Source organism: Latilactobacillus parafuchuensis (assembly GCF_055271665.1).
The window spans coordinates 79,701-100,248 of the sequence record NZ_CM143875.1 but is presented as its reverse complement, the minus strand read 5'-3'; the positions used below and the strand labels follow the sequence as shown (position 1 = coordinate 100,248).

Genomic DNA, 20,548 nt, shown 5'->3' with positions numbered 1-20,548 from the left:
TGGGTAAATGGTACAACCACAGGTGACAAAATATTATATGGGGATGGCGTTGATGACCGCGTTGAGTCGTCAACGAAAATCAAAATTAACGGTAACCGCATTTTTAAAAGAGGCTGAAATCTGTCGAACGACATTTTATAATCACTTTCCAGATGGGATATGTGGATTATATCGGTGGCTGTTAGAGGATCGCATTTTAAAAGAGGCGCGCGAAACTTTTGAAGTGGGACAGTGGCAAGCCGGCTGTCAGGTGATTATTGATTTTATTGCAAGCAATGCAACCGTCTGTTTAAATTTATACCGGTTCTCCGACGAAACGGAACGTCGGCGGTTCTTTAAACGATTTGCTATGGATATTTTGGACAGCTTCCTGTTGAAACACCGAGGACAATTGACCCAAATGGAACGCGACTGTTTTATTGATTTCTATAGCGACGCCCTGATTGGCCAGTTAGAACATTGGTTTGAATCAGGTTTGAAATTACCGAAGGAACAATTGAATGAACGGGTGACGTTTAATTTGGTGCACCTCCAGCAGTTGTTAGCCGTTAATCAGTGAACAGTTTGGCGATTCTGTTCAGGATATAAACAGATTGATGAATCTGTCACTGGTTTAAATGGGTAGGTCAGCTATACTAGGGGTGTACCAAAAATTAGCAACAACCACAAAAAAAGCCAGCGGTTTACGCCGCTGGCTTTTTTTGTGATGGTTATTGCTTAAGTAGATTTATTGATAATTAATTTTTAGATTTATTGCAGTTAGTGGTATATTAAAATAAAGTGATTAATAATGATCTATTTAAGAAAAGGAGCAGATGAAATGGTGAAGTCTCAAACTTTAGTGACTCAGACTACTGAAGCTATTATCGATTATATTAAAGCTCATAATATTCAACCTGGCGAGAAATTACCCAATGAGTATGAGCTTTCTAATTTACTGGATGTTGGCCGTAGTACCTTTCGAGAAGCAATTAGAATCCTAGTTTCTCGTAATATTTTAGAGGTGCGTCAGGGATCAGGAACCTATCTTAGTGCAAAACGTGGGCAATCGACTGATCCGTTTGGAATGGCTATGATTAAAGACAAAAGAAAAATGATTTTTGATCTTTATGATATGCGGTATATCTTGGAGCCCGAGGTGGCAATGCTTGCAGCTGAGCATGCAACACCGGTCCAAATAGATAGGTTGGAAGAACTCGTCAGTGAGATAGAAGACTCTTTTGAATCAGGCAATAAGGACCATGTCGGCTTAGATATTCAGTTTCACTCGTTAATTGGTGAAGCTAGTGGTAACAGTGCGTATTCCTATATTTTGCCGATTATTAATGAGTCAATTGCCCTTTTTAACAGTGCTTATAATGATTTTGAGGCGAAGCTGTTTACTAAAAGTATTCATAGACAAATTGTGCATAGTATTGCGACTCGAAATCAGCGAGAAGCGTACGATACGATGTTAATTCATATGGCTAATAATCGACTGGCGTTGAGAAACTTGATTGAAAGAGAGAACGATGATAAATTGAAACAACCCTAAAGTTGGGCTAATTGCCGTCAATTGGCCAATAAAAAGGGTATAAAAAATAATGCTTACTTTGAATGTTCTGATGGAGTCTCGCTTAACAGACGCGAAGGAATCAAGTGTGGTTGGAGAGGTTTATTTGGGATAAATTGTTAAGGTAAGCTATTTATATAGGCTCTTAGTCGGGTTCTTTTTGTAGATGACATTATGGTGACGTCATTATACAGGACCTAGACTATCAGTCTTTTTTATTTGTCTATTGGGATTTCGATTATAAATTCGTCATCTATAAAATTTATTTTGGGCCGCTCAGAAAATTGGTTGAAGTTTATCCAACGATAAAACCTTTAAATAATATTTTAGAATACATCTGATGACTAATTGGGATTTTAGCGATTTTTAACATTGTGTTTGATAATTAATTAGATTATAAATTATGAAAATAAAGCTATGTAAGCTTTGATAACCTGATATTTAAAATTTTTTATATTATTATTAATTAATTTGTTTACAAATTAATTCGATGGTGATACACTTTAAACGTCAGATGAATTGTTGAACATGATTTTTTTGCAAGCGCTTGCTATGATGGTGAATGACATTCATAACGACAAAAATATGGAATGATTATTGAATTGAAAAGAGGACAACTCGATGAAAAAAAGGAAATTTATCCTGCTAGATGCTAGTGTGTTACTTCTCGCGTTGGGACTAATTTATGCGTATACCATTGTGATGGTACCACTAACTAAAGCATTTTCTTGGTCACCATCGCAACTCTCGATGATTTATGTATTGTCAATTATTAGCTTTACTGTTGGGAATATAATTGCTGGCCAAATGCTGAAACACATGAAAGTACAACAGGTTTTCTTATTTGGAGCAGTTATGATTGCCGGTGGGTTCATCGGGTCAGCTTTTGCAAATCAGCCTTATGATTTGATGTTAATTTATATTTTATATGGGGTTGTTACTAGTATGGGGATCGGCTTTGTCTACAATGGCATTTTACCCACATTAACCGCTTGGTATCCAGATAAAATAGGATTAGCACAAGGAACGCTTCTAATGAGTTACGGAATGGGGGCATTTATTTTTGGGCCACTCGTCACACGGATATACACAGTCGTACAGTGGCGCGTTGTGTTCGTTGCGATTGGCATTATTTTCGGGCTTTTGGTGATACTATCAACACTATTGATACGTGATCCGCTACCGGAAGACCACGTCATAGATATGAGCGATAATGGCGATGGTAATGGTGGCAGTGTGGAAGATAAAGATTTACATGATATGTTTCGTGATCCCACATTCTATATGTTTTATATATGGATGATTCTACTTGGGATTGTTGGACAAGGTATCCTTGGGATTGGTAAAAGCTTGCCAGATCAACATCATGTAACAGCCACGTTGGCAGCCGTGATTGTCGGATTGGTTTCACTTGGTAATGGTGGTGGCAGATTACTGGGTGGCTGGATTCTTGGCCGTATCGGCCGTGAAAAAACGATGATTGCTTCCAACTGTTTATTCTTTGTTGCAATTGGCTTACTACTAATTGCAGAAACTACAGATAATTTGACAGCGTTATCACTGGGCTGTCTACTCTGTGGGATGAGTTTTGGCTCAATTTTGATTATAATGACTTATTTTACGAAGACGGTCTGGGGACTCAAAAACATGGCATTGAATTTTGGGATTATTAATTCATATGGCATTCCCGCCGTATTTATCGGCTCTTGGGGCTCAAGCAAAGTTTATGAATCTGTCGGTTCGTATGTTCCAGTTTTTGTGATTATGATGTTCTTATCGGCAATCGCATTTTTAGATTTAATTTTATTGAGTAAGTATTTACGTAAGACGAGTGTCAAAGCAACAAAAATAACACATCAAACTAATTAATATATAGGAGGAATTTAGTTATGAATTTAAATAATTTAACTGGTAAAAAAGCAATTGTTACAGGTGCGGCACAAGGGTTAAGCTTTGGGATGGCAGAAGGATTGCTTGAAGCAGGCGCTGAAGTTGCAATTCTTGACGTGAATCCTAAGGCTGTACAAACAGCGAAGGATTTAACGGCTAAAGGTTACAAGGCTTATGCCGTTATCGCTGATTTAAGTGATGATAAGGTTCGAGAAGAGGCTTTTAATAAAGCGGTTTCAGCATTGGGCGGCCATTTAGATATTCTAATCAATGGTGCCGGTGTTCAACGTCGACATGCCTCTGAAGAATTTCCAATGGAAGACTGGGATTTTGTTATTAATGTCAACTTACGTGCAGTTTGGGCACTTTGCCAATTAGCAGGAAAAACGTTCATCAAACAACAAAGCAAAGGGAAAATTATTAATATTGCCTCTATGCTATCTTTCTTTGGTGGTTATACAGTGCCAGCGTATGCCGCATCTAAGGGCGGTGTCATGCAATTAACCAAGGCTTTGTGTAATGAATGGGCCAAAAAAGGCATCAACGTTAACGCTTTAGCACCAGGCTACATGGCAACCACTATGAATACGGCTTTATTAGATCCTGAGAATCCACGTAATGCTGCAATTACGAATCGGATTCCAGCGGCAGCTTGGGGCACACCAGATGATATGAAGGGACCTGCTGTCTGGTTGGCTTCTGATGCATCTAATTATATTAATGGCGCAATTATTCCAGTCGACGGTGGCTATTTAGTTAAATAATTTTTGGAGGAATGGACATGAAAATTTATATTACAGATTGTGATCATGATAGTATTGAAATCGAAAAAAATGTTTTTGCTAAAGCCGGGATGGATGTGACTTTAACAAACGCTAAAACTGAAGATGAAGTCATTGCACAATGTGGTGACGGCGACGTCTTTATCGTACAGTATGCACAAATTACTCGAAAAGTAATGGATGCAATTCCAACATTAAAATTTATCGTTCGGTATGGTGTCGGTGTTGATAGTATCGATCTTAAAGCAGCGACTGAAAAAAATATTCAGGTTGGTAATGTCCCAGATTACGGGATGAATGAAGTGGCTGATCACGCACTAGCGTTACTGTTGGATCTTAAACGTAAGATTAGTAGCATGAGCACCTACACCAAGAATACGAAGTGGGATTATGTTAAAGCAATTCCAATTCACCGTTTTTCGTCAGAAACAATTGGCGTTATTGGGTTAGGCCGGATTGGTAGAAATTTTGCAACTAAAGCAAATGCGTTAGGGTTTAAGGTTATTGGTTACGATCCTTATTTTAAAGCGACTGATGAAACTAGCTTTATTAAATCAGTGAGTCTAGAAGAATTAGTTAAACAATCAGATGGTATTTCAATCCATATTCCAGCAGAAGGGAATAAGAATCTCTTTAACGCAGAAACTTTCAAATCAATGAAAGACACAGCCGTCATTATTAACGTTGCTCGTGGTGGGATTATCAATGAAGCCGATTTAGATCAAGCTTTGACTGATGGTGAAATCGCAGGCGCAGGGCTTGACTGTATGGCGACTGAACCGATGCAACCTAATGCATCGTTGTTTAAACATGAAAACTTAATTGTAACCCCTCACATGGCTTGGTATTCAGAAGAAGCTGCTGCAGAATTGAAACGTAAAGTTGCAGAAGAATCTGTTCGATTTGCTAAAGGGGAACCAGTTCATTACCCGGTTAATCATTTAAAATAGGGAGGTCCTTACTATGAAAAAAGTAATTCTATTTGGTGAACCAATGGCACTGCTGATTGCCGATACCACTGGTAAACTTGAAGATGTTGCCCACTTTACACGTAGTCTCTCAGGTGCCGAGGTCAACGTATCAATCGGATTAGCCCGACTTGGCCATTCAGTTAGTTATTTGACTCGCCTAGGAGAAGATCCATTTGGGCATTACGTTGAAAAAAAGCTACATGATAATAAGATTGGTACGGAGTGGATTACTTATGATCCTGTTTACCGAACCGGGATTCAACTTAAGAACAGAGTAACGGATGGCAGTGATCCATATGCGCCATATTATCGTAAAGGGTCCGCTGCATCACATATTACACCCGAACAGATAGAGGCAATTGATTTTACCGATGTCGATTTAGTGCACATCACCGGGATTCCACCAGCATTGTCTGAGGATGCTAAAAAGGCAACTTATCGCTTAATGGATCGTGCAAAGGCTGCTGGTGTTTATATCTCTTTTGATCCAAATTTACGGCCCGCATTGTGGTCCAGTCAAGAAACAATGATTAAAACAATCAATGACTTGGCGACGCGTGCAGATATGATTTTACCAGGTATCGGAGAGTGCAAAATATTGGCTGGAACAGATGACTTAGCCAAAGCCGCTGATTTTTATCAGCGTTTAGGGGTCAAAACAGTCATTATCAAAGATGGTGTTAATGGGGCTTATGCCCGTGATGGTTCAGAAAGTATGCTGGTAGCAGGCTATAAAGTTGATCACGTGGTGGATACTGTTGGTGCTGGAGACGGTTTTGCAGTTGGCGTTCTTTCAGGTAAACTTGAAGGTCTCAGTTTGCATGATATCGTTCGTCGAGGAACCGCAATTGGTGCCATTCAAGTGACCAATGTTAGTGACAATGAAGGGTTACCGACAGCCAAAGAATTGAAGACGTTTATGGCTAGTCAGACTGAGAGCGTATAAATGATGCAAACTATCGAAAATGATCTATTAAAAGTAGAAATTAATGAACTTGGCGCAGAGTTGACGTCAATTATTGATAAATCAACGGGTTTTAACTATATTTGGGAAGATAATCCTAAAATATGGCCGAAACATGCCCCTAACTTATTTCCAGCAATTGGGCGTTCAGTCAATGAACATTATTTGGTGAATGGTCAACGTTATGAAATGCCACAACATGGTGTCGGCTTTTTTCATCGCTATGAAGCTAAGAAACTTGCTGCAAACTGTGTGAAATTTACGATGCACTCGGATGAAGAAACACATCAGTATTATCCGTTTGATTTTACATTCACCATCCAGTTTGAGCTCCATGGTAAGTCGATTAGGATGATTGATACTGTCGAAAATCCGAATGATGAAACGTTAAGCTTTGCAGTAGGGACACATCCTGCGTGGAATATCCCGATGAAGTCGAACGAGCGTTTTGAGGATTATTACCTAACGTTTGGCCTCAAGCCTAAAAAACTAACATATCATGAATTTATGTTTGATAACGGGGCCCCATTGCGTACGGGCAAGATTTTACAATTACCGCAATATGACGGTGAACGGTTACCGTTAACGCGTGATTTATTCAAAAATGGATTGATAGTATTTAATGAAACCAATAAGTTAAATCGTTTAGAACTCCATTCTACTAAGGGCAGCCACGGTATTACCGTCCATTTCCGTGATTTTCCGCAATTGTGTATCTGGACGCAATCTGATGAAAAAGCTAATTTTCTATGCTTAGAACCATTTTATGGGGTTTCAGATCAATGTGGACAAGAAGTTGAACTAATGGATAAAGTTGGTAACTATCATATGGCTGCTCACGAGTTACGGACGTTTACAATTGATTATGATATTAATGATTAGGAGAAAATAGGATGACATTAATTTTAAATACATTAATTTATGCTGACAAGCGTGCGAAGGGCGAAAAACAGATTGATATGGTTGCGCCAATCGCAGATTTAGGTGCTGATGGGATTGAATTGCGACGTGAATATTTTGATGACGTCGCTGTAGAATTGCCAGAAACCGCTAAAAAGGCTAAAGATTGTGGCTTATTAATTAATTACAGTGTCCCCGATGTCCTTTTTTGTGAAGACGGCAGTTTTAATCCTAAAATTGCAGGGTATTACGAAGAAGGCAAACAGGCTGGCATTAATAAAATTAAATTTAATATCGGCAATTTTGATCAATTTAAAGGTAGTTTGAAGACAGTACTCGGTGATTTAACACAATCAATTGAGACAAATATCGAAAATGACCAGAGTCAACAATCCGGAACAATTAAACCATTGATCACTTTTTTGGAAGCGGCCAAATCAAATGGCATTGATATTAAGTATGTTTATGATATGGGGAATTGGGCATTTGTTAATGAAGATGCCACTGTTGCCGCTCAAAAACTTGCACCCTATACGCGTTACATTCATTTAAAGAACACGGTTAACACTGCAGGTAAGTTGACAACGCCAGATAATATTGAACTTGGCCTCTATGATTGGCGTCGATTATTGCAAATTTTACCGAATGATGTTCAGTTTGCCATCGAATATCCAATGGCTGATGATTTAGCGGTCAATAAACAAATGACATTAGTTAAATCCGTCATCAATAAGGCATAATATTTTTAATAGGTTGCGTTAATAAAATGATGGTTAGTTTAAAAGTAGATTTATTATATGGAAATCGGAGTGATTATTTTTGCAAAAAATATCAATTCTACAAAAAGTCTTAGATACGGGCGTCGTCGCAGTCGTTCGTGGCGCTTCTAAAGAAGAAGCTTTCAAAGCAGCTGAAGCTTGTATCGAAGGTGGCGTCAAAGGAATTGAATTAACGTTCACAGCCCCACAAGCCGACCAAATTATCGCTGAATTAAAGGCCCAATATCAAGATGATGCTGCCGTTTGTATCGGTGCCGGAACGGTTCTCGAACCAACGACCGCCCGCATTGCTATCATGGCCGGTGCTGAATTTATCGTCAGTCCTTCCTTTAATAAAGAAGTGGCTTTGCTATGTAATCTTTATCAAATTCCATATATGCCTGGTTGCATGACGATTACTGAAATCCAAACAGCCATGACATATGGTTCTGAAATTGTTAAAGTCTTCCCAGGTAGTGTTGTTGGTCAAGGGTTTATCTCAGCTGTTAAAGCACCCTTTCCACAAGTTAACATCATGCCAACTGGCGGAGTCAATCTTGAAAATATGTCAGATTGGTTCGACAAAGGCGTCGTTGTTGTCGGTGCCGGTGGCAATTTAGTGGGACCCGCTGAAAAAGGGGATTTTGCCCAAGTCACAGAAAATGCGAAAGCTTACCACGCAAGATTTGAAGAAATCAAACAGGGATTAAATCGTTAAAAAAATTAATTTTTTGAGCGTATTTTGGAAGTATCTGCCGATTAGACAGATACTTCTTTTTTTTGCGAAAAATACAAAAAAAGATGTCGGTAGAAATTATCTACCAACACCCAATAGTATAAATTTATTTTGTGATGCTTTATGAATAGTTTAAGCCATCTGATCAGTATTATAAGTTGCCCGAGGGCCACCGACGTATTTTGGCCGTGACCGAAGTGCGGTGACGTGGGCAGCCCCTAATGTTTCACAAGTAGGCCGAACGGGCACTTGGACAAACTTAACGTGCATGCCGATTGCAGTGTCACCAATGTCAATACCAGCTTGTGCGGTAATGTGTTCAACTTCAACCGGGTGTTCAAATTGGTCAAAGGCCGCTACGGAACAAGCACCACCCGCGTGCATGGCTGGGACGACCGAAACAATTTCCAGTTGGCGTTGTTGGGCGACCGTATTTTCAACGACTAGACTGCGGTTAATGTGTTCACAACCTTGAACCGCTAATTGAATTTGGCGTGGTTTTAAAATAGTTAATAAAGTTTCGATAATAACCGCACCCGTTTCTTTGCTGGATGCTTGACCAATATGGCCACCAACGACTTCACTGGTCGAACAACCTAAGATGAATAGATCGCCAGGTTGCAGATGAGCTGCGTCTAAAACTTCAAGCGTCATGTTGGTTAAATCTGTTTTGATTTGCGTTAATTGAATTGACATGCTAAACACTCCTAAGAATTAAATAATTGTGGTCGAGCTTTGTAAAGACTAGCGGTTAATGGGATTGTAACCGCAATTCCGAAACCGTTTTGAATGATGTTCCCGATTATTGAGGCAAAACCAGCGGTCCAACCAAACAACCAACTCGTCGCTAAAAAATAGCCGATAACCATCACCAGACTACCGCATAGAAGCGCTCGCAGACTGGCAACCGGTTTTGACTGTTTGTTGGTTAGATAACCAACAATGAAGCCTTGTGAGCCATGAATAATTAATGAAAAGAGACACCATTCAGGATACCCTGATAGTAAATCAATCAATAAGCCACTGAGCGCACCAACGGCCAGACCGCCAGGATTTTTTAATAAAATCGCGGTCGTATAGATACCAACTTCGCAAAGGGTGACAAAGCCTTTAGTCGCTGGGATTGGAATGATGAATAATAATGATAGCGCAACGGTTAACGCGGTCAGCATAGCAATTAAGGTGATTTGACGAGGTTTAAAAACCATCATTGATGCCTCTTTTCTGATAATGATTGACTTGCCAAACATTACCTAGTTGGTGGCGCAAGCTTAGACCGTTTTGTAAGGATTGATAAACAAAATCTTTAGCAGTTGCGACGGCATTTTCAAGCGACTGGTTTAGGGCTAGTTCAGCGGTGATGGCCGCCGAAAAAGTGCAACCAGCACCATCGATACTGGTGGTCTTCAAGCGGGGCCCTTCAAAATAAGTTTGTTCTGTGGGCGTTTTTAAAAAATCAAGTGCCGTCGATCCCGGTAGACGCTGTCCGCCTTTAATCACGACGTTTTTAGGTCCGAGTGATTGGATGATTGTGGCGGCCTGTTCCAATTCAGTCCGATTTGTAATGCGTGTCATACCACTCAATTGGCGGGCTTCAATTAGATTGGGTGTCACAACCAGTGCCTGTGGTAATAATTGAGTGCGCATCACTTTTAGGTACGAATCTGAAGGTGTTAATGTGCCTTCTTTAAATGCTAAAACTGGATCAACAATTAATTTAATTTGCGGGTAGGCCAACAATCGAGAGATTATTTGTTCAAGTGTTGTGCCATCGTTAACCAAACCAATTTTGACATAGGTGATGGGGACGTGCGCTAGAATAGCGTCTAACTGGGTCAATACGGCTGCCGAATCAATATTGTAAACTGTAAACTGCTGATTAGCTTGAACCGTGGCTAAACAAGTAACGACACTGAGGCCAAAAGTCCCCAACGCTTCAAAGGTTTTTAGATCAGCCTGGAGACCACCGCCGGCTAAAGTATCAGAGCCGGCGATTGTTAAGACGTTGGTCATTGGAATTCCTCCTAGAATTAGATAGGTTTAGTTTAACCCCAATAAAAATGAATTAAAACAGCCAATTGGCTTGTTTTTTAACCAACCAATTTATACACTGTAAGTAGAGGTGATTAGATGATTGATTGGGCAAGCTACGGGTTAGATGAGAAGCCAAAATACCAAGCTTTACAACGGTTAATTGAACAGTTGATTCAACAAGGCGGTTTGTTGCCGGGGGAACGATTACCGGCAGAACGACAATTAGCAATTGACTTGAAAGTTAACCGCTCGACGATTACGCGAGCGTTAGACGAATTAGCCACGAATGGTTTTTTAGAACGTGCAGTTGGACGAGGAACCTACGTTAGCGAAGCGATATTAGTGCAATTAACGCATAAGCGGGTTAATTGGCATACGTATTTAACGACGCAACGTTTACCGAAGGGACAACGCATTAAGCAGCAATACCAGGCCTTAATTCAACAAGCATCACCGACCCTGATTGATGGTTTTTCCAGCGATTTACCGCCCGATTTAGTACCAGCTTTTCAATTACCAACGTTGAGGTGGCACGATTTTGTGCAAGCACAACAGTTAGAACAATCAAATGGTTATCAACCACTATTAATGGCCGTTCACCGACATTATTCACCCCAATTAAAAGTTTCACAACTATTGATAACGGCCGGCGCCCAACAGTCGCTTTTATTGGTATTGCAAGGGTTATTGGTGCCAGGAGATGCAGTGGCAATCGAACGGCCCTCTTTCTTTCATGAAGCGGCTCTTTTTAAAGTGGCGGGTGTGCGGACTTATGAAACGCACGTCGATGCTGACGGGCTCATTTTAACCGAACTAGAACAGTTGATTAAACAACATCGACTTAAATTAGTGATTGTGAATCCTAACTATCAAAATCCGACGGGCCAAGTGATGAGTTTAAAACGGCGTCAAGCGCTGATTGCACTCTGTCAACAATATCAAATTCCAATCGTAGAAGATGATGTATTTGGTTGGCTAAATTTTGATCAACAACCATTGCCAACGCTCAAACAGTTGGATCCAGAAAATGTCATTTATATCAGCTCTTTGTCGAAAATCATGGGCAGTAGCACGCGAATTGGTTGGTTAGCGGCGACCCCGCAAGTCATCCAACAGTTAGCGCAAATCCAGGCCGAAATGGATTTAGTGCCCAGTATCATGGCCCAACAAATGGTGAGCTTAGCGATGGTCGAACCCCAGTTTCAGGAACAGTTACAACAATTAAACGCATTGTTAGAAAAACGGGCAAAAGCGACTTATCAAACCTTGTCGAAGGCGTTTCCCAACTGGAAGATAGAACAACCGCGTGGTGGCTATTATCTTTGGGTTGTGTACGGGGAGCACGCAATTTCATTTGACCGTTTTTTGGCACAAGAAGTCGCCGTCGCACCGGGTGAATTATTTGGCAGCCGGATTGGGGCTTTTCGGTTAAATTTTGCCCGGTTGGATCACACGGCTTTAACGCAATTAGTGGCACGACTACGACATATTTTTGAAATTTAAGGAGGTAGAAGCGATGACTGAACCCTTTATTCCCGAAATCTATACGCCACTTAAAACGAGTGTGATTGGCCCGCCGGCAGTTGCTAGGCAAGTCGGTGGTTTAAAGATATTAGGTAAAAAGATTAAGACGATTATTTTTACGACCGATGTGGCGATTGTTAATAATACGAATGCGGATGCGGTACTGGCCGTTTATCCGTTTACACCTCATCCGGCCGTGATGAATGCAATCAATGCTGTCGCCAATATTCCGGTTTTTAACGGGATTGGGGGTGGTTTAACGGGCGGCCAACGCTCGGCTTATATGGGATTGTTGGCCGAAGCGGCGGGCTCAATTGGTGTCGTCGTGAACGCACCGACTTCAATTGAAACGATTCAACGGATTAACGCGGTGGTCGATGTGCCGATTGTTGGCACGGTTGTTTCAGCCCAGCAGGATTATGCGAGCCAAATTGCAGCGGGTGTGTCGATTTTAAACGTCAGCGGGGCGGCTAAAACCCCAGCGATTATCCGGCAAATTCGCCAAGATTATCCAACCATTCCAATTATGGCAACGGCGGGTAAACAAGAAACTGATATTCTGGCGACGATTGCGGCCGGCGCCAATGCGTTGACTTATACGCCACCCACTAACGGTGAATTGTTCGCTAAAAAGATGAATGATTATCGGTTAGCTTTAGAATAGTTGACGAATCATGTGATTCTCGCTAGACTGAATCTATTGACTAAGGAGGAATTTTTAGATGATTCGACAAGCAACTGTTGCTGATGCCAAAAATGTATTACCGATTATTAATATCGTATTTGAAGAAATGGAAATGCCACTCTTTCAGGAAATTCCAATTGAAAATCTTTTTAAAATATTAAAACAAGCTTTTGAGATGCCAGAATATCGGTATAGCTATGCCAATACGTTGGTTTATGAAGAAGCAGGCGAGATTCTTGGAATCGCGGTTGGTTTTCCAGAGGCTAAAGAAGCCACAATCGATGATGTTTTAGCGCCATTATTTCCACAAATTGGGTTGCCAACCTCAACGCGCTTTTTTACGGATAAGGAAGTGCAAGCCGGTGAATGGTATCTGGATACGTTAGCCGTCAGTGAAATGGCCCAAGGCAAAGGGGTTGGAACGGCACTTTTGAAAGCATTACCTGACTATTTAAAAGCGCAAGGTGAAAGCTTAATGAGTTTGAGTGTCGATTTACAAAATCCGGGCGCTAAAAAGTTATACGAACGAATGGGTTTTAATAAAACCGATGAGTTAATGATTGGTGATCATCGATATGAACATATGATTAAAGAAATTTAGAGGTGCTGATTCGAACGGGTTAGGCTTTGAGGATTAACCTAAGGATACGAATTATGGTTGGGTTTAACCATAATTTGAATCCTGTAGTTAACCGGAAAAGGCTGTTCGAGAAGCACGTTATCAAAGAGGTGCTGTGGGTTGCGGTTAACTTCTAAGGTATTAACCACTAAAAAAGCGTCGATTTTCCAATTCGGAAAATCGACGCTTTTTTAGCTATTAGGGCGCAGGGTTAAACCAACTTTGCGCAGAAAAGCTTTCGGTTGACTGTAAGCCCACCGATTGAGCACCGCTGCAATCAGAATACACGGAATCAGATCAGCATCATCACTGATTGTCAGTTGAAAAGCAGTTCCGGTACTAATCATGACCGGTTTAACTTGCATAATGGTTTGGGTGTGGTAGACAATTCGGTATTGATTCTGGGTTAAATCACCAATAATTAACCAATTAAAGTGGGTGACATACACGAACTCGTGCCAAACGCCCCAGATTTTTTTGAGGTCAGCGATTGGTTCTTGATTCTGGAAAAGTTGATAGCTAGGTGAAAGGCCTAACGACATTTGTTTAATCTCCCCTAGCACATCGCCGGAGAGGGTGTACAACACAAAACTATCTTGGCGTAAGCCGTGTTTACCGTCTAGAATATACAGTGGCTTTTGGTGGTCGTCGACAACTGTCGAGACGCCGCGTAAAGCGTTAGCCGTTTTTTGAATGTATAACGTCGGCATTTAATCACATCTTTTCAGCTTGTTGATTGATATCCTGAGCGTGATGGATGGCGCGCGCAACCCCATCTAAGACGTTGGTATTGGTTTGATAGTTGGCAATCCCTTTAATCGTTGGCACGGCATTGGCCATCGCCACGCCAATCCCGGCGACTTTAATCATCGAAAAATCATTTAAGTTATCACCAATTGACATGGTGGCTTCGACGGGCACGTTTTGACTGTCGGCATAAGCGGCTAAGGCAATCCCTTTTTGCGCATCAACGTGGTTAATTTCGATGTTGTTACTTGAAGAAGAGGTGACAATTAGTTGACTTTGTTGATCACAGAGTTCTTTAACGGGGGTTAAGTCGGGGGTTGTCGCGTTACTAAAGGCAATCAGTTTATAGATTTTGATGTCGGAATCAGTTAATAATTCGGCATAACCATCCGTTACATAATTAATATTCATCAATTCAAGTCGTGAAGCGGATAGCGCAACGGCAATTTTGTAGCTCGTATCAGGATTGAGATTGACTAATAAATCAGCGACGTTTTGGATATGATGGACTTTACTGTCAGAAAAGTTTCCTTGGCTGGTGGCTAATTCGAAATAGATGCCGTGAGCGTGTAAATAATCGATTAAAATGCGGACGATGTTTTTATCGATGGCGACGTCGAAAACTGATTCGCCAGCTTGATTGAAAACTTGGGCACCATTCATGGTAATCATGGCTGGTATTTGTTCGAGTCCGGTTAACAAAGGTAGGACTTCGTGGCGACTACGACCAGTCGCAATCACGAATTCGATATTGGCCGATTGTGCCGCTTTAATCGCAGTTAAATTACCATCAGAAATTTGCATTTTATCATTTAATAGGGTGCCATCCATGTCGGATGCAATAATTGAAATCAAAATAATTCCTCCTGTCACCGTAATAGGCGATACTTAACTACATATTAGCATGCAAGTGCGGATTCTTCTAGCAACTTGCGTTAAAACACGATAAACTATTCTGTGAGGTGAGATGATGAAAACAATTATTCACAATGATTGGCAGACGGTATTAGCACCTGAATTTGAGAAACCATACTACGGTCAATTACATGCATTTTTAAAACAAGAATATCAAACAACAACGGTATATCCGGAGATGCACCATATTTTCCAAGCATTTGAATGGACGCCATTTAAAGACGTTAAAGTCGTCATTTTAGGGCAAGATCCTTATCATGGTCCACACCAAGCACATGGTTGCAGCTTTTCGGTTTTACCAGGGGTTAAAGTGCCACCGTCATTACGCAATATTTATCAAGAATTAACAACGGACGTGGGTTTTCAACCCGTCAACCACGGTTATTTAAAAGCGTGGGCGACTCAAGGCGTCTTTTTATTAAATGCGGTCCTAACGGTTCGTGACGGACAAGCCAATTCGCATCGCAATCATGGTTGGGAACAGCTGACTGATGCGGCGATTACGGCTTTATCCAAGCGTGGTGGCGTGGTCTTTATATTGTGGGGCAATGCGGCCAAGGCTAAGCGAACTTTGATTGATGAACAAACCAATGCCGTTTTAACGGCGGTTCATCCGAGTCCTTTATCCGCGTATCATGGCTTTTTCGGGACAAAACCATTTTCACAAACGAATCAGTTTTTACAGAGTTGGCATCAAACACCGATTGATTGGCAATTGCCAATCGATGTTCAAAAAGATGAAGCGCTATCATAATTTACTTGTGGCAGCATTAGAAACGTTGTATGATTGAGTAGTATTCTTAAATAAAACGCTTTTATGGAGGTCACTGTTTTGGATTTATTTGAAAGTTTAACTGCAAAAATTGCTAATAAAAATTATAAAATTGTCTTTCCCGAAGGAACTGAACCCCGGATCATTGGTGCGGCAGCGCGTTTGAATGCTGATCGTGTTTTAAAGCCAATTTTATTAGGGAACGAAGCTGATATTCATCAAATTGCATCCGCAAAAGGGTTTAATCTAGCGGGGATTACCATTATTGATCCAGCAACCTATTCGAGTGAGGGCTTCACCGCAATGGTGACGGCTTTTGTTGAACGGCGTAAGGGTAAAGCCACTGAAGAACAAGCGCAAACAATCTTACGGGATCCTAATTATTTTGGGACCATGTTGGTTTACATGGACCTTGCAGATGGCATGGTTTCGGGTGCCGTTCATTCAACGGGTGATACGGTTCGACCAGCACTTCAAATTATTAAAACCAAACCGGGTGTTCACCGGACGAGTGGTGCGTTCATTATGCAACGCGGCCGCGACAACGAACGTTACCTATTCTCTGATTGTGCGATTAATATCAACCCGAATGCCCAAGAATTAGCTGAAATTGCGGTTGAATCAGCCAAAACAGCTGAATTATTTGATATCGATCCTAAAGTTGCGTTGTTAAGTTTCTCAACGATGGGTTCAGCACGCGGGGATGAAGTCACGAAAGTTCAAGAAGCCACTAAGATTGCGCATGAATTAGCCCCTGATTTAGCAATTGATGGTGAATTACAATTTGATGCCGCATACGTACCAGTGGTTGCGAACCAAAAGGCCCCTGATTCTAAAGTCGCCGGCCAAGCAACCGTCTTCGTCTTCCCTGAATTACAATCTGGGAACATCGGTTACAAGATTGCCCAACGTTTCGGTAATTTCGAAGCGATTGGGCCCATTTTACAAGGGTTAAACAAACCAATCTCTGATTTATCACGTGGGAGTAATGAAGAAGACGTGTATAAATTAGCGATTATTACGGCAGCTCAAGCCTTACAAACGAAATAAAAACGATGTGATTATAGAGACACAATTCGCTTAGAATAAAGCCGATTGTGTCTTTTTTGCGTGATGTGGTATTGGTAGTCGACGTAACTTTCTGTATAATGGATACAGGATGTCAGGGACAAGGAGCTGTTCAAATAAATGCAAACTAAATTTAAAACGAATACACCAGAAGCGACAATTGAAATCGCTGCGCAACTCGGTAAAAATCTACAAGCGGGGGACGTTATCCTACTAGATGGCGATCTTGGAGCGGGCAAAACGACTTTTACGAAAGGGTTAGCGCAGGGTTTAGGGATTAAACGCTACATTAAAAGTCCCACGTTTACGTTAATTCGTGAATACCAAGAAGGTCGGTTACCGTTATATCACATGGACGTTTACCGGTTAGAAGAAACCGGGGCTAGTGATTTAGGTTTAGAGGAATATTTCGATGGCGATGGGGTTAGTGTGATTGAATGGAGTCAATTCATTGCCGATGAATTACCGGCTGATTATTTGGTGATTCATTTTAATAAGGTCGATCAAGTCGATAATGATCGCAACTTGGTCTTAGAACCACGCGGACCACGTTATTTAGCGTTAGTTCAAACTAGTTTTGGCGATTAATGGGGTGATTATTCGGCGAATTGCCGTCAGCGATGCGGCGCGCTATCGTGAATTTCTACGCCGGATTCAACAAGAAACGAACTTAGTGCCGGTTGCCGTCGAGGAAACGGAATGGACCGTTGCACTATGGCAGTTAACGATTGCGTCGATTTTAGAACAACCGCGAGACCAATGTTGGGTGGCCACTAACGACCAACAAATCATCGGGGCGGCCCGGTTAGTTAGTGCACCAGAACCGGGGTTGCAGCACATCGGTGAATTGAGCATTGCGGTCGTTCAAGACTATTGGCATCAATCGATTGGCACGCAGTTAATGACCGAATTAATGGACGCGGTGCAACAAACCGCAATGCCGCGTCGTCTGGAATTGACCGTCCAAGCGCGGAATACGCACGCCATTGCGTTGTACCGTCAGTTTGGCTTTACTGTCGAAGCAGAATTAACGGCTGGGTATCAAGAGCCACAACTCGGCTGGCTGCCGGTTTTACAAATGGTTAAATTAATCAATATTGGATAGAGCAAGGGGATTTTTGAGTTGGTACAAAATAGAATTAAAGGGATTTATTTGGCGATTATCGGCTCCATTTTTTGGGGCGTTCAAGGGCCAGTCTCACAATGGTTATTCACGGATACGCAAATTGCACCAGAATGGTTGATGGGCGTCAAAATGGGGCTTTCCGGGATTTTCTTGATTGGTTATGCGCTGATTAAACAACCGCGAGAAGTCTTTACCATTTGGCGACAACCAAAAGATTTAGGGCGATTATTCGCTTTTGCTTTGTTGGGATTATCGGCTGTTCAATACTTTTATTTTTTAACGATCCAAGCCAGTAACGCACCAACCACCACGATCTTACAACAACTTGGCACGATTATGATCATCATCTTGAGTCTGGTTTTATATCGTCGGGCACCGAGTCGCGCGGAATTAATCGCCGTCGTCATCGCATTATTGGGGACGTGGTTGCTAGTCACCAAAGGCCAGCTGACCCATTTAGCGATTTCCGGGAGCGCACTAGGCTTAGGGCTATATCTAGCTTTTTCAGGGGCTCTCAACACGTTGATTCCGGTCAAACTATTTCAAAAATACGCGACGTTAATTGTTGTCGGGTGGGCAATGCTGATTGGCGGCGTTGCTTTTACGATCATTCATCCGTTTTGGCGCGCAGTGCCACCGTTGAATTTTGCGACGGTCGCGAGCGTCTTATTCATCGCCATCTTTGGGACGGCACTGGCCAATGTTTGTTTTTTAGGCAGTTTACGCTACTTAACGCCAACCACGGCCGGGTTATTAAATACGTTTGAACCATTGGCAGCGACGATTGGCACGGTCCTTTTCTTGAAGACCAGTTTGAATGTCTGGGAAATATTGGGCGGTTTATTAGTCATCAGTACCGTTTTTATTTTAAGTTGGTCACCTAAAAAGAAGATAAGTTAATATAGTGAACTGATTTATGGTACACTAATAGATGGAGATAGAAGCGTATTTCATTGATTGAAATATCAAATTGTTACAGCTTGTTTACTAAAAAATCAATTTTTGCTTTAATCTACCATTCGCTAAAAAGGCGGCCCTCAATTGAGGGCCGCCTTTTGTCATGTTCAATTAACCAATTAACTTAGTCGCTTGTTTCAATGGTTCAACGCCAAAGTCGTTGGCTTCTTTAATCAGGATTTGCGCACAGGCGATGCTATCGGCGAGTGCGTTATGATGATTTTCGAGTGGAATGGCTAAATTGGCACAGAGGGTGTTTAATTTGTGGTTCTCAAATTGCGGATAGAGCCGCCGACTGGTTTTTAACGTGTCAAGCGCTAAATAATGGGGTTCAGGAATATCATAATGTTGGAGCGTGCTCCGTAAGACTCCAATGTCGAAGTTCGCATTGTGAGCGACGACTAATCGGTTGGGCGTAAAGAAGGGGGCGATGTGCGGCCAAACTTGGTTGAACTTAGGCGCTTGGGCGACATCGGCTTCATAAATCCCGTGAATCTGGCTATTCCGGGGACTAAAATAGGTTTCCGGTTTAATTAAGGTATAAAATTGATCGACGATTTGGTTGTTACGGACGACCACTAAGGCCAATGAACAAGCACTGTGGCGTTGGCCATTGGCGGTTTCAAAATCCATTGCAATAAAATTCATAAAAACGCCTCACTTTGATAATCGGTTTGCTTAGTTTAAGCGAATAAATCCTGGGTGTCAAGTTCGATGGGACAGTGATCGGAACCAAAAATGTCGTTGTGAATCTTGGCGTCGATTAAACGGGATTGGAGATCGTTAGAGGTGATGAAATAGTCAATCCGCCAACCAGCATTGTTATCACGTGCGTGGAATCGGTAGCTCCACCAAGAATAGCTGTCGGCTTGGTCGGGATAGAAATAACGGAAACTATCCGTGAAACCACTAGCGAGTAGCGTTGAGAAGGCTTGCCGTTCTTCATCTGAGAAACCGGCGCTGTGGTGATTTGTGCGATCATTTTTTAAATCAATCGCTTCATGGGCCACGTTTAAATCGCCACAGAAGATGACGGCTTTTTGAGTCGCTAATTGGTTGACATAGTCTTTAAAAGCGGCTTCCCAAGTCAAACGGTAAGGGAGTCGTTTCAATTCACCTTGCGAGTTGGGGGTGTAACAAGTGATGACGTAAAAGTTGGGGTATTCAAGGGTAATCACGCGCCCTTCTTGATCATGTTCGGGGTGATTGATACCGTAAGTCACCTGTAAGGGTTCGTGTTTGGTGAAAATAGCGGTGCCTGAATAGCCCTTTTTTTCGGCATAGTTGAAATATTGATAATAACCGGGTAAATCGAGTTCGACTTGGCCGGCTTGCATCTTGGTTTCTTGTAGACAGAACCAATCAGCGTCTAATTGATTAAAAGTCGCTAGGAAATCCTTTTTTAAGACTGCCCGCAGACCGTTGACGTTCCAAGAGATTAATTTCATAGTCTCGCCTCATTTCTAATCCCTATTTTACCGATATTTCGTGTAATACGCAAAAAGTGTTGACTGTTCAATTGCCGTTTCGTTTGTTAAACTAGAGTAA

24 protein-coding genes are annotated in these 20,548 nt (G+C 41.7%); 17 read left to right on the top strand and 7 right to left on the bottom strand.

From position 1 onward, the window contains the following. The first annotated feature begins 7 nt into the window (after positions 1-7). The 9 genes from ACVPPQ_RS00645 to ACVPPQ_RS00605 all read left to right on the top strand — a co-directional run bounded on the left by ACVPPQ_RS00645 (position 8) and on the right by ACVPPQ_RS00605 (position 8,535). Complete coding sequence (locus tag ACVPPQ_RS00645; protein WP_463495006.1) at positions 8-559, top strand: TetR-like C-terminal domain-containing protein; 552 nt, start codon at positions 8-10, stop codon at positions 557-559. Positions 560-790: 231 nt separating this feature from the next. Beyond that, positions 791-1,534 carry a FadR/GntR family transcriptional regulator gene (locus ACVPPQ_RS00640; protein ID WP_463495004.1) on the top strand — a complete coding sequence of 248 codons (744 nt, stop codon included), beginning with the start codon at positions 791-793 and terminating at the stop codon, positions 1,532-1,534. Positions 1,535-2,173: 639 nt separating this feature from the next. After that, positions 2,174-3,421, top strand: a complete 1,248-nt coding sequence (locus ACVPPQ_RS00635) for an MFS transporter (RefSeq protein WP_463495003.1) — start codon at positions 2,174-2,176, stop codon at positions 3,419-3,421. A 20-nt stretch (positions 3,422-3,441) separates the two neighbouring features. Further along, the gene (locus tag ACVPPQ_RS00630) at positions 3,442-4,206 is read left to right on the top strand and encodes an SDR family oxidoreductase (RefSeq protein ID WP_463495001.1); all 765 of its coding nucleotides are present in this window, start codon (positions 3,442-3,444) and stop codon (positions 4,204-4,206) included. Between the two features lie 17 nt (positions 4,207-4,223). Continuing rightward, positions 4,224-5,174, top strand: a complete 951-nt coding sequence (locus tag ACVPPQ_RS00625) for a C-terminal binding protein (protein WP_463494999.1) — start codon at positions 4,224-4,226, stop codon at positions 5,172-5,174. Between the two features lie 13 nt (positions 5,175-5,187). Continuing rightward, entirely contained in the window at positions 5,188-6,141 is a 954-nt protein-coding gene (locus ACVPPQ_RS00620) for a sugar kinase (protein WP_463494997.1), read from the top strand. 3 nt (positions 6,142-6,144) lie between these two features. Further along, entirely contained in the window at positions 6,145-7,041 is an 897-nt protein-coding gene (locus ACVPPQ_RS00615; RefSeq protein WP_463494996.1) for an aldose 1-epimerase family protein, read from the top strand. An 11-nt stretch (positions 7,042-7,052) separates the two neighbouring features. Next, the gene (locus tag ACVPPQ_RS00610) at positions 7,053-7,799 is read left to right on the top strand and encodes a sugar phosphate isomerase/epimerase family protein (protein WP_463494994.1); all 747 of its coding nucleotides are present in this window, start codon (positions 7,053-7,055) and stop codon (positions 7,797-7,799) included. 79 nt (positions 7,800-7,878) lie between these two features. Continuing rightward, on the top strand, positions 7,879-8,535 hold the full coding sequence (locus ACVPPQ_RS00605) for a bifunctional 4-hydroxy-2-oxoglutarate aldolase/2-dehydro-3-deoxy-phosphogluconate aldolase (protein WP_463494992.1): 657 nt from the start codon (positions 7,879-7,881) through the stop codon (positions 8,533-8,535). 150 nt (positions 8,536-8,685) lie between these two features. On the opposite strand, the gene ACVPPQ_RS00600 is transcribed toward ACVPPQ_RS00605, so the two are convergent. Genes ACVPPQ_RS00600 through thiD form a run of 3 tightly spaced genes read right to left on the bottom strand, consistent with a single transcriptional unit; the run spans position 8,686 to position 10,566 of the window. Beyond that, complete coding sequence (locus ACVPPQ_RS00600; RefSeq protein WP_463494990.1) at positions 8,686-9,249, bottom strand: TIGR01440 family protein; 564 nt, start codon at positions 9,247-9,249, stop codon at positions 8,686-8,688. An 11-nt stretch (positions 9,250-9,260) separates the two neighbouring features. After that, positions 9,261-9,761 carry an ECF transporter S component gene (locus ACVPPQ_RS00595; RefSeq protein WP_463494988.1) on the bottom strand — a complete coding sequence of 167 codons (501 nt, stop codon included), beginning with the start codon at positions 9,759-9,761 and terminating at the stop codon, positions 9,261-9,263. Continuing rightward, entirely contained in the window at positions 9,751-10,566 is an 816-nt protein-coding gene (gene thiD, locus ACVPPQ_RS00590; RefSeq protein WP_463494987.1) for a bifunctional hydroxymethylpyrimidine kinase/phosphomethylpyrimidine kinase, read from the bottom strand. The genes ACVPPQ_RS00595 and thiD overlap by 11 nt, the downstream gene beginning before the upstream one ends. Before the next feature lie 117 nt (positions 10,567-10,683). Between thiD and ACVPPQ_RS00585 the strand changes: the two genes are divergently transcribed. From ACVPPQ_RS00585 to ACVPPQ_RS00575, 3 genes are read left to right on the top strand one after another with little or no spacing between them, the layout of a single operon-like run. Then, positions 10,684-12,090 carry an aminotransferase-like domain-containing protein gene (locus ACVPPQ_RS00585; RefSeq protein ID WP_463494985.1) on the top strand — a complete coding sequence of 469 codons (1,407 nt, stop codon included), beginning with the start codon at positions 10,684-10,686 and terminating at the stop codon, positions 12,088-12,090. Between the two features lie 13 nt (positions 12,091-12,103). Further along, positions 12,104-12,775, top strand: a complete 672-nt coding sequence (locus tag ACVPPQ_RS00580; protein WP_463494983.1) for a beta/alpha barrel domain-containing protein — start codon at positions 12,104-12,106, stop codon at positions 12,773-12,775. A 58-nt stretch (positions 12,776-12,833) separates the two neighbouring features. Next, positions 12,834-13,397 carry a GNAT family N-acetyltransferase gene (locus ACVPPQ_RS00575; protein WP_463494981.1) on the top strand — a complete coding sequence of 188 codons (564 nt, stop codon included), beginning with the start codon at positions 12,834-12,836 and terminating at the stop codon, positions 13,395-13,397. 209 nt (positions 13,398-13,606) lie between these two features. Here the strand turns inward: ACVPPQ_RS00575 and ACVPPQ_RS00570 are convergent, their stop codons facing one another. Next, the gene (locus ACVPPQ_RS00570) at positions 13,607-14,125 is read right to left on the bottom strand and encodes an LURP-one-related/scramblase family protein (protein WP_056950305.1); all 519 of its coding nucleotides are present in this window, start codon (positions 14,123-14,125) and stop codon (positions 13,607-13,609) included. 4 nt (positions 14,126-14,129) lie between these two features. Further along, positions 14,130-15,017: a Cof-type HAD-IIB family hydrolase gene (locus ACVPPQ_RS00565; protein ID WP_463494979.1), complete on the bottom strand. Its 888-nt coding sequence runs from the start codon at positions 15,015-15,017 to the stop codon at positions 14,130-14,132. 115 nt (positions 15,018-15,132) lie between these two features. On the opposite strand from ACVPPQ_RS00565, the gene ACVPPQ_RS00560 reads away from it, so the two are divergent. The 5 genes from ACVPPQ_RS00560 (at position 15,133) to ACVPPQ_RS00540 (ending at position 18,943) form a co-directional block, all read left to right on the top strand. Then, positions 15,133-15,831: a uracil-DNA glycosylase gene (locus ACVPPQ_RS00560; RefSeq protein ID WP_463494977.1), complete on the top strand. Its 699-nt coding sequence runs from the start codon at positions 15,133-15,135 to the stop codon at positions 15,829-15,831. 78 nt (positions 15,832-15,909) lie between these two features. Next, a complete protein-coding gene (gene pta, locus ACVPPQ_RS00555; protein WP_463494975.1) occupies positions 15,910-16,899 on the top strand; it encodes a phosphate acetyltransferase in 990 nt (329 codons plus the stop codon). Between the two features lie 138 nt (positions 16,900-17,037). Next, positions 17,038-17,505, top strand: coding sequence for a tRNA (adenosine(37)-N6)-threonylcarbamoyltransferase complex ATPase subunit type 1 TsaE (gene tsaE, locus ACVPPQ_RS00550; RefSeq protein ID WP_463494973.1), 468 nt, complete (start codon positions 17,038-17,040; stop codon positions 17,503-17,505). Continuing rightward, positions 17,495-18,022 (top strand): N-acetyltransferase family protein, encoded by a 528-nt coding sequence (locus ACVPPQ_RS00545; RefSeq protein ID WP_463494971.1) that lies wholly within the window; start codon positions 17,495-17,497, stop codon positions 18,020-18,022. The genes tsaE and ACVPPQ_RS00545 overlap by 11 nt, the downstream gene beginning before the upstream one ends. Positions 18,023-18,040: 18 nt before the next feature. Further along, complete coding sequence (locus ACVPPQ_RS00540) at positions 18,041-18,943, top strand: DMT family transporter (RefSeq protein ID WP_463494969.1); 903 nt, start codon at positions 18,041-18,043, stop codon at positions 18,941-18,943. A gap of 168 nt (positions 18,944-19,111) precedes the next feature. Here ACVPPQ_RS00540 and ACVPPQ_RS00535 read toward each other — a convergent pair whose 3' ends face one another. Both ACVPPQ_RS00535 and ACVPPQ_RS00530 read right to left on the bottom strand, forming a co-directional pair. Then, positions 19,112-19,648 carry a 3'-5' exonuclease gene (locus ACVPPQ_RS00535; RefSeq protein ID WP_463494967.1) on the bottom strand — a complete coding sequence of 179 codons (537 nt, stop codon included), beginning with the start codon at positions 19,646-19,648 and terminating at the stop codon, positions 19,112-19,114. A 35-nt stretch (positions 19,649-19,683) separates the two neighbouring features. Beyond that, a complete protein-coding gene (locus ACVPPQ_RS00530) occupies positions 19,684-20,448 on the bottom strand; it encodes an exodeoxyribonuclease III (RefSeq protein ID WP_463494965.1) in 765 nt (254 codons plus the stop codon). Positions 20,449-20,548: the final 100 nt, after the last annotated feature.

What these genes read in the sequence shown, in the direction of transcription:
- ACVPPQ_RS00645 (WP_463495006.1), top strand. Translation starts at nt 8, where the DNA reads ATGGTACAACCACAGGTGACAAAATATTATATGGGGATGGCGTTGATG.
- ACVPPQ_RS00640 (WP_463495004.1), top strand. Translation starts at nt 791, where the DNA reads ATGATCTATTTAAGAAAAGGAGCAGATGAAATGGTGAAGTCTCAAACT.
- ACVPPQ_RS00635 (WP_463495003.1), top strand. Translation starts at nt 2,174, where the DNA reads ATGAAAAAAAGGAAATTTATCCTGCTAGATGCTAGTGTGTTACTTCTC.
- ACVPPQ_RS00630 (WP_463495001.1), top strand. Translation starts at nt 3,442, where the DNA reads ATGAATTTAAATAATTTAACTGGTAAAAAAGCAATTGTTACAGGTGCG.
- ACVPPQ_RS00625 (WP_463494999.1), top strand. Translation starts at nt 4,224, where the DNA reads ATGAAAATTTATATTACAGATTGTGATCATGATAGTATTGAAATCGAA.
- ACVPPQ_RS00620 (WP_463494997.1), top strand. Translation starts at nt 5,188, where the DNA reads ATGAAAAAAGTAATTCTATTTGGTGAACCAATGGCACTGCTGATTGCC.
- ACVPPQ_RS00615 (WP_463494996.1), top strand. Translation starts at nt 6,145, where the DNA reads ATGCAAACTATCGAAAATGATCTATTAAAAGTAGAAATTAATGAACTT.
- ACVPPQ_RS00610 (WP_463494994.1), top strand. Translation starts at nt 7,053, where the DNA reads ATGACATTAATTTTAAATACATTAATTTATGCTGACAAGCGTGCGAAG.
- ACVPPQ_RS00600 (WP_463494990.1), bottom strand. Translation starts at nt 9,249, where the DNA reads ATGTCAATTCAATTAACGCAAATCAAAACAGATTTAACCAACATGACG.
- ACVPPQ_RS00595 (WP_463494988.1), bottom strand. Translation starts at nt 9,761, where the DNA reads ATGGTTTTTAAACCTCGTCAAATCACCTTAATTGCTATGCTGACCGCG.
- thiD (WP_463494987.1), bottom strand. Translation starts at nt 10,566, where the DNA reads ATGACCAACGTCTTAACAATCGCCGGCTCTGATACTTTAGCCGGCGGT.
- ACVPPQ_RS00585 (WP_463494985.1), top strand. Translation starts at nt 10,684, where the DNA reads ATGATTGATTGGGCAAGCTACGGGTTAGATGAGAAGCCAAAATACCAA.
- ACVPPQ_RS00580 (WP_463494983.1), top strand. Translation starts at nt 12,104, where the DNA reads ATGACTGAACCCTTTATTCCCGAAATCTATACGCCACTTAAAACGAGT.
- ACVPPQ_RS00575 (WP_463494981.1), top strand. Translation starts at nt 12,834, where the DNA reads ATGATTCGACAAGCAACTGTTGCTGATGCCAAAAATGTATTACCGATT.
- ACVPPQ_RS00570 (WP_056950305.1), bottom strand. Translation starts at nt 14,125, where the DNA reads ATGCCGACGTTATACATTCAAAAAACGGCTAACGCTTTACGCGGCGTC.
- ACVPPQ_RS00560 (WP_463494977.1), top strand. Translation starts at nt 15,133, where the DNA reads ATGAAAACAATTATTCACAATGATTGGCAGACGGTATTAGCACCTGAA.
- tsaE (WP_463494973.1), top strand. Translation starts at nt 17,038, where the DNA reads ATGCAAACTAAATTTAAAACGAATACACCAGAAGCGACAATTGAAATC.
- ACVPPQ_RS00535 (WP_463494967.1), bottom strand. Translation starts at nt 19,648, where the DNA reads ATGAATTTTATTGCAATGGATTTTGAAACCGCCAATGGCCAACGCCAC.
- ACVPPQ_RS00530 (WP_463494965.1), bottom strand. Translation starts at nt 20,448, where the DNA reads ATGAAATTAATCTCTTGGAACGTCAACGGTCTGCGGGCAGTCTTAAAA.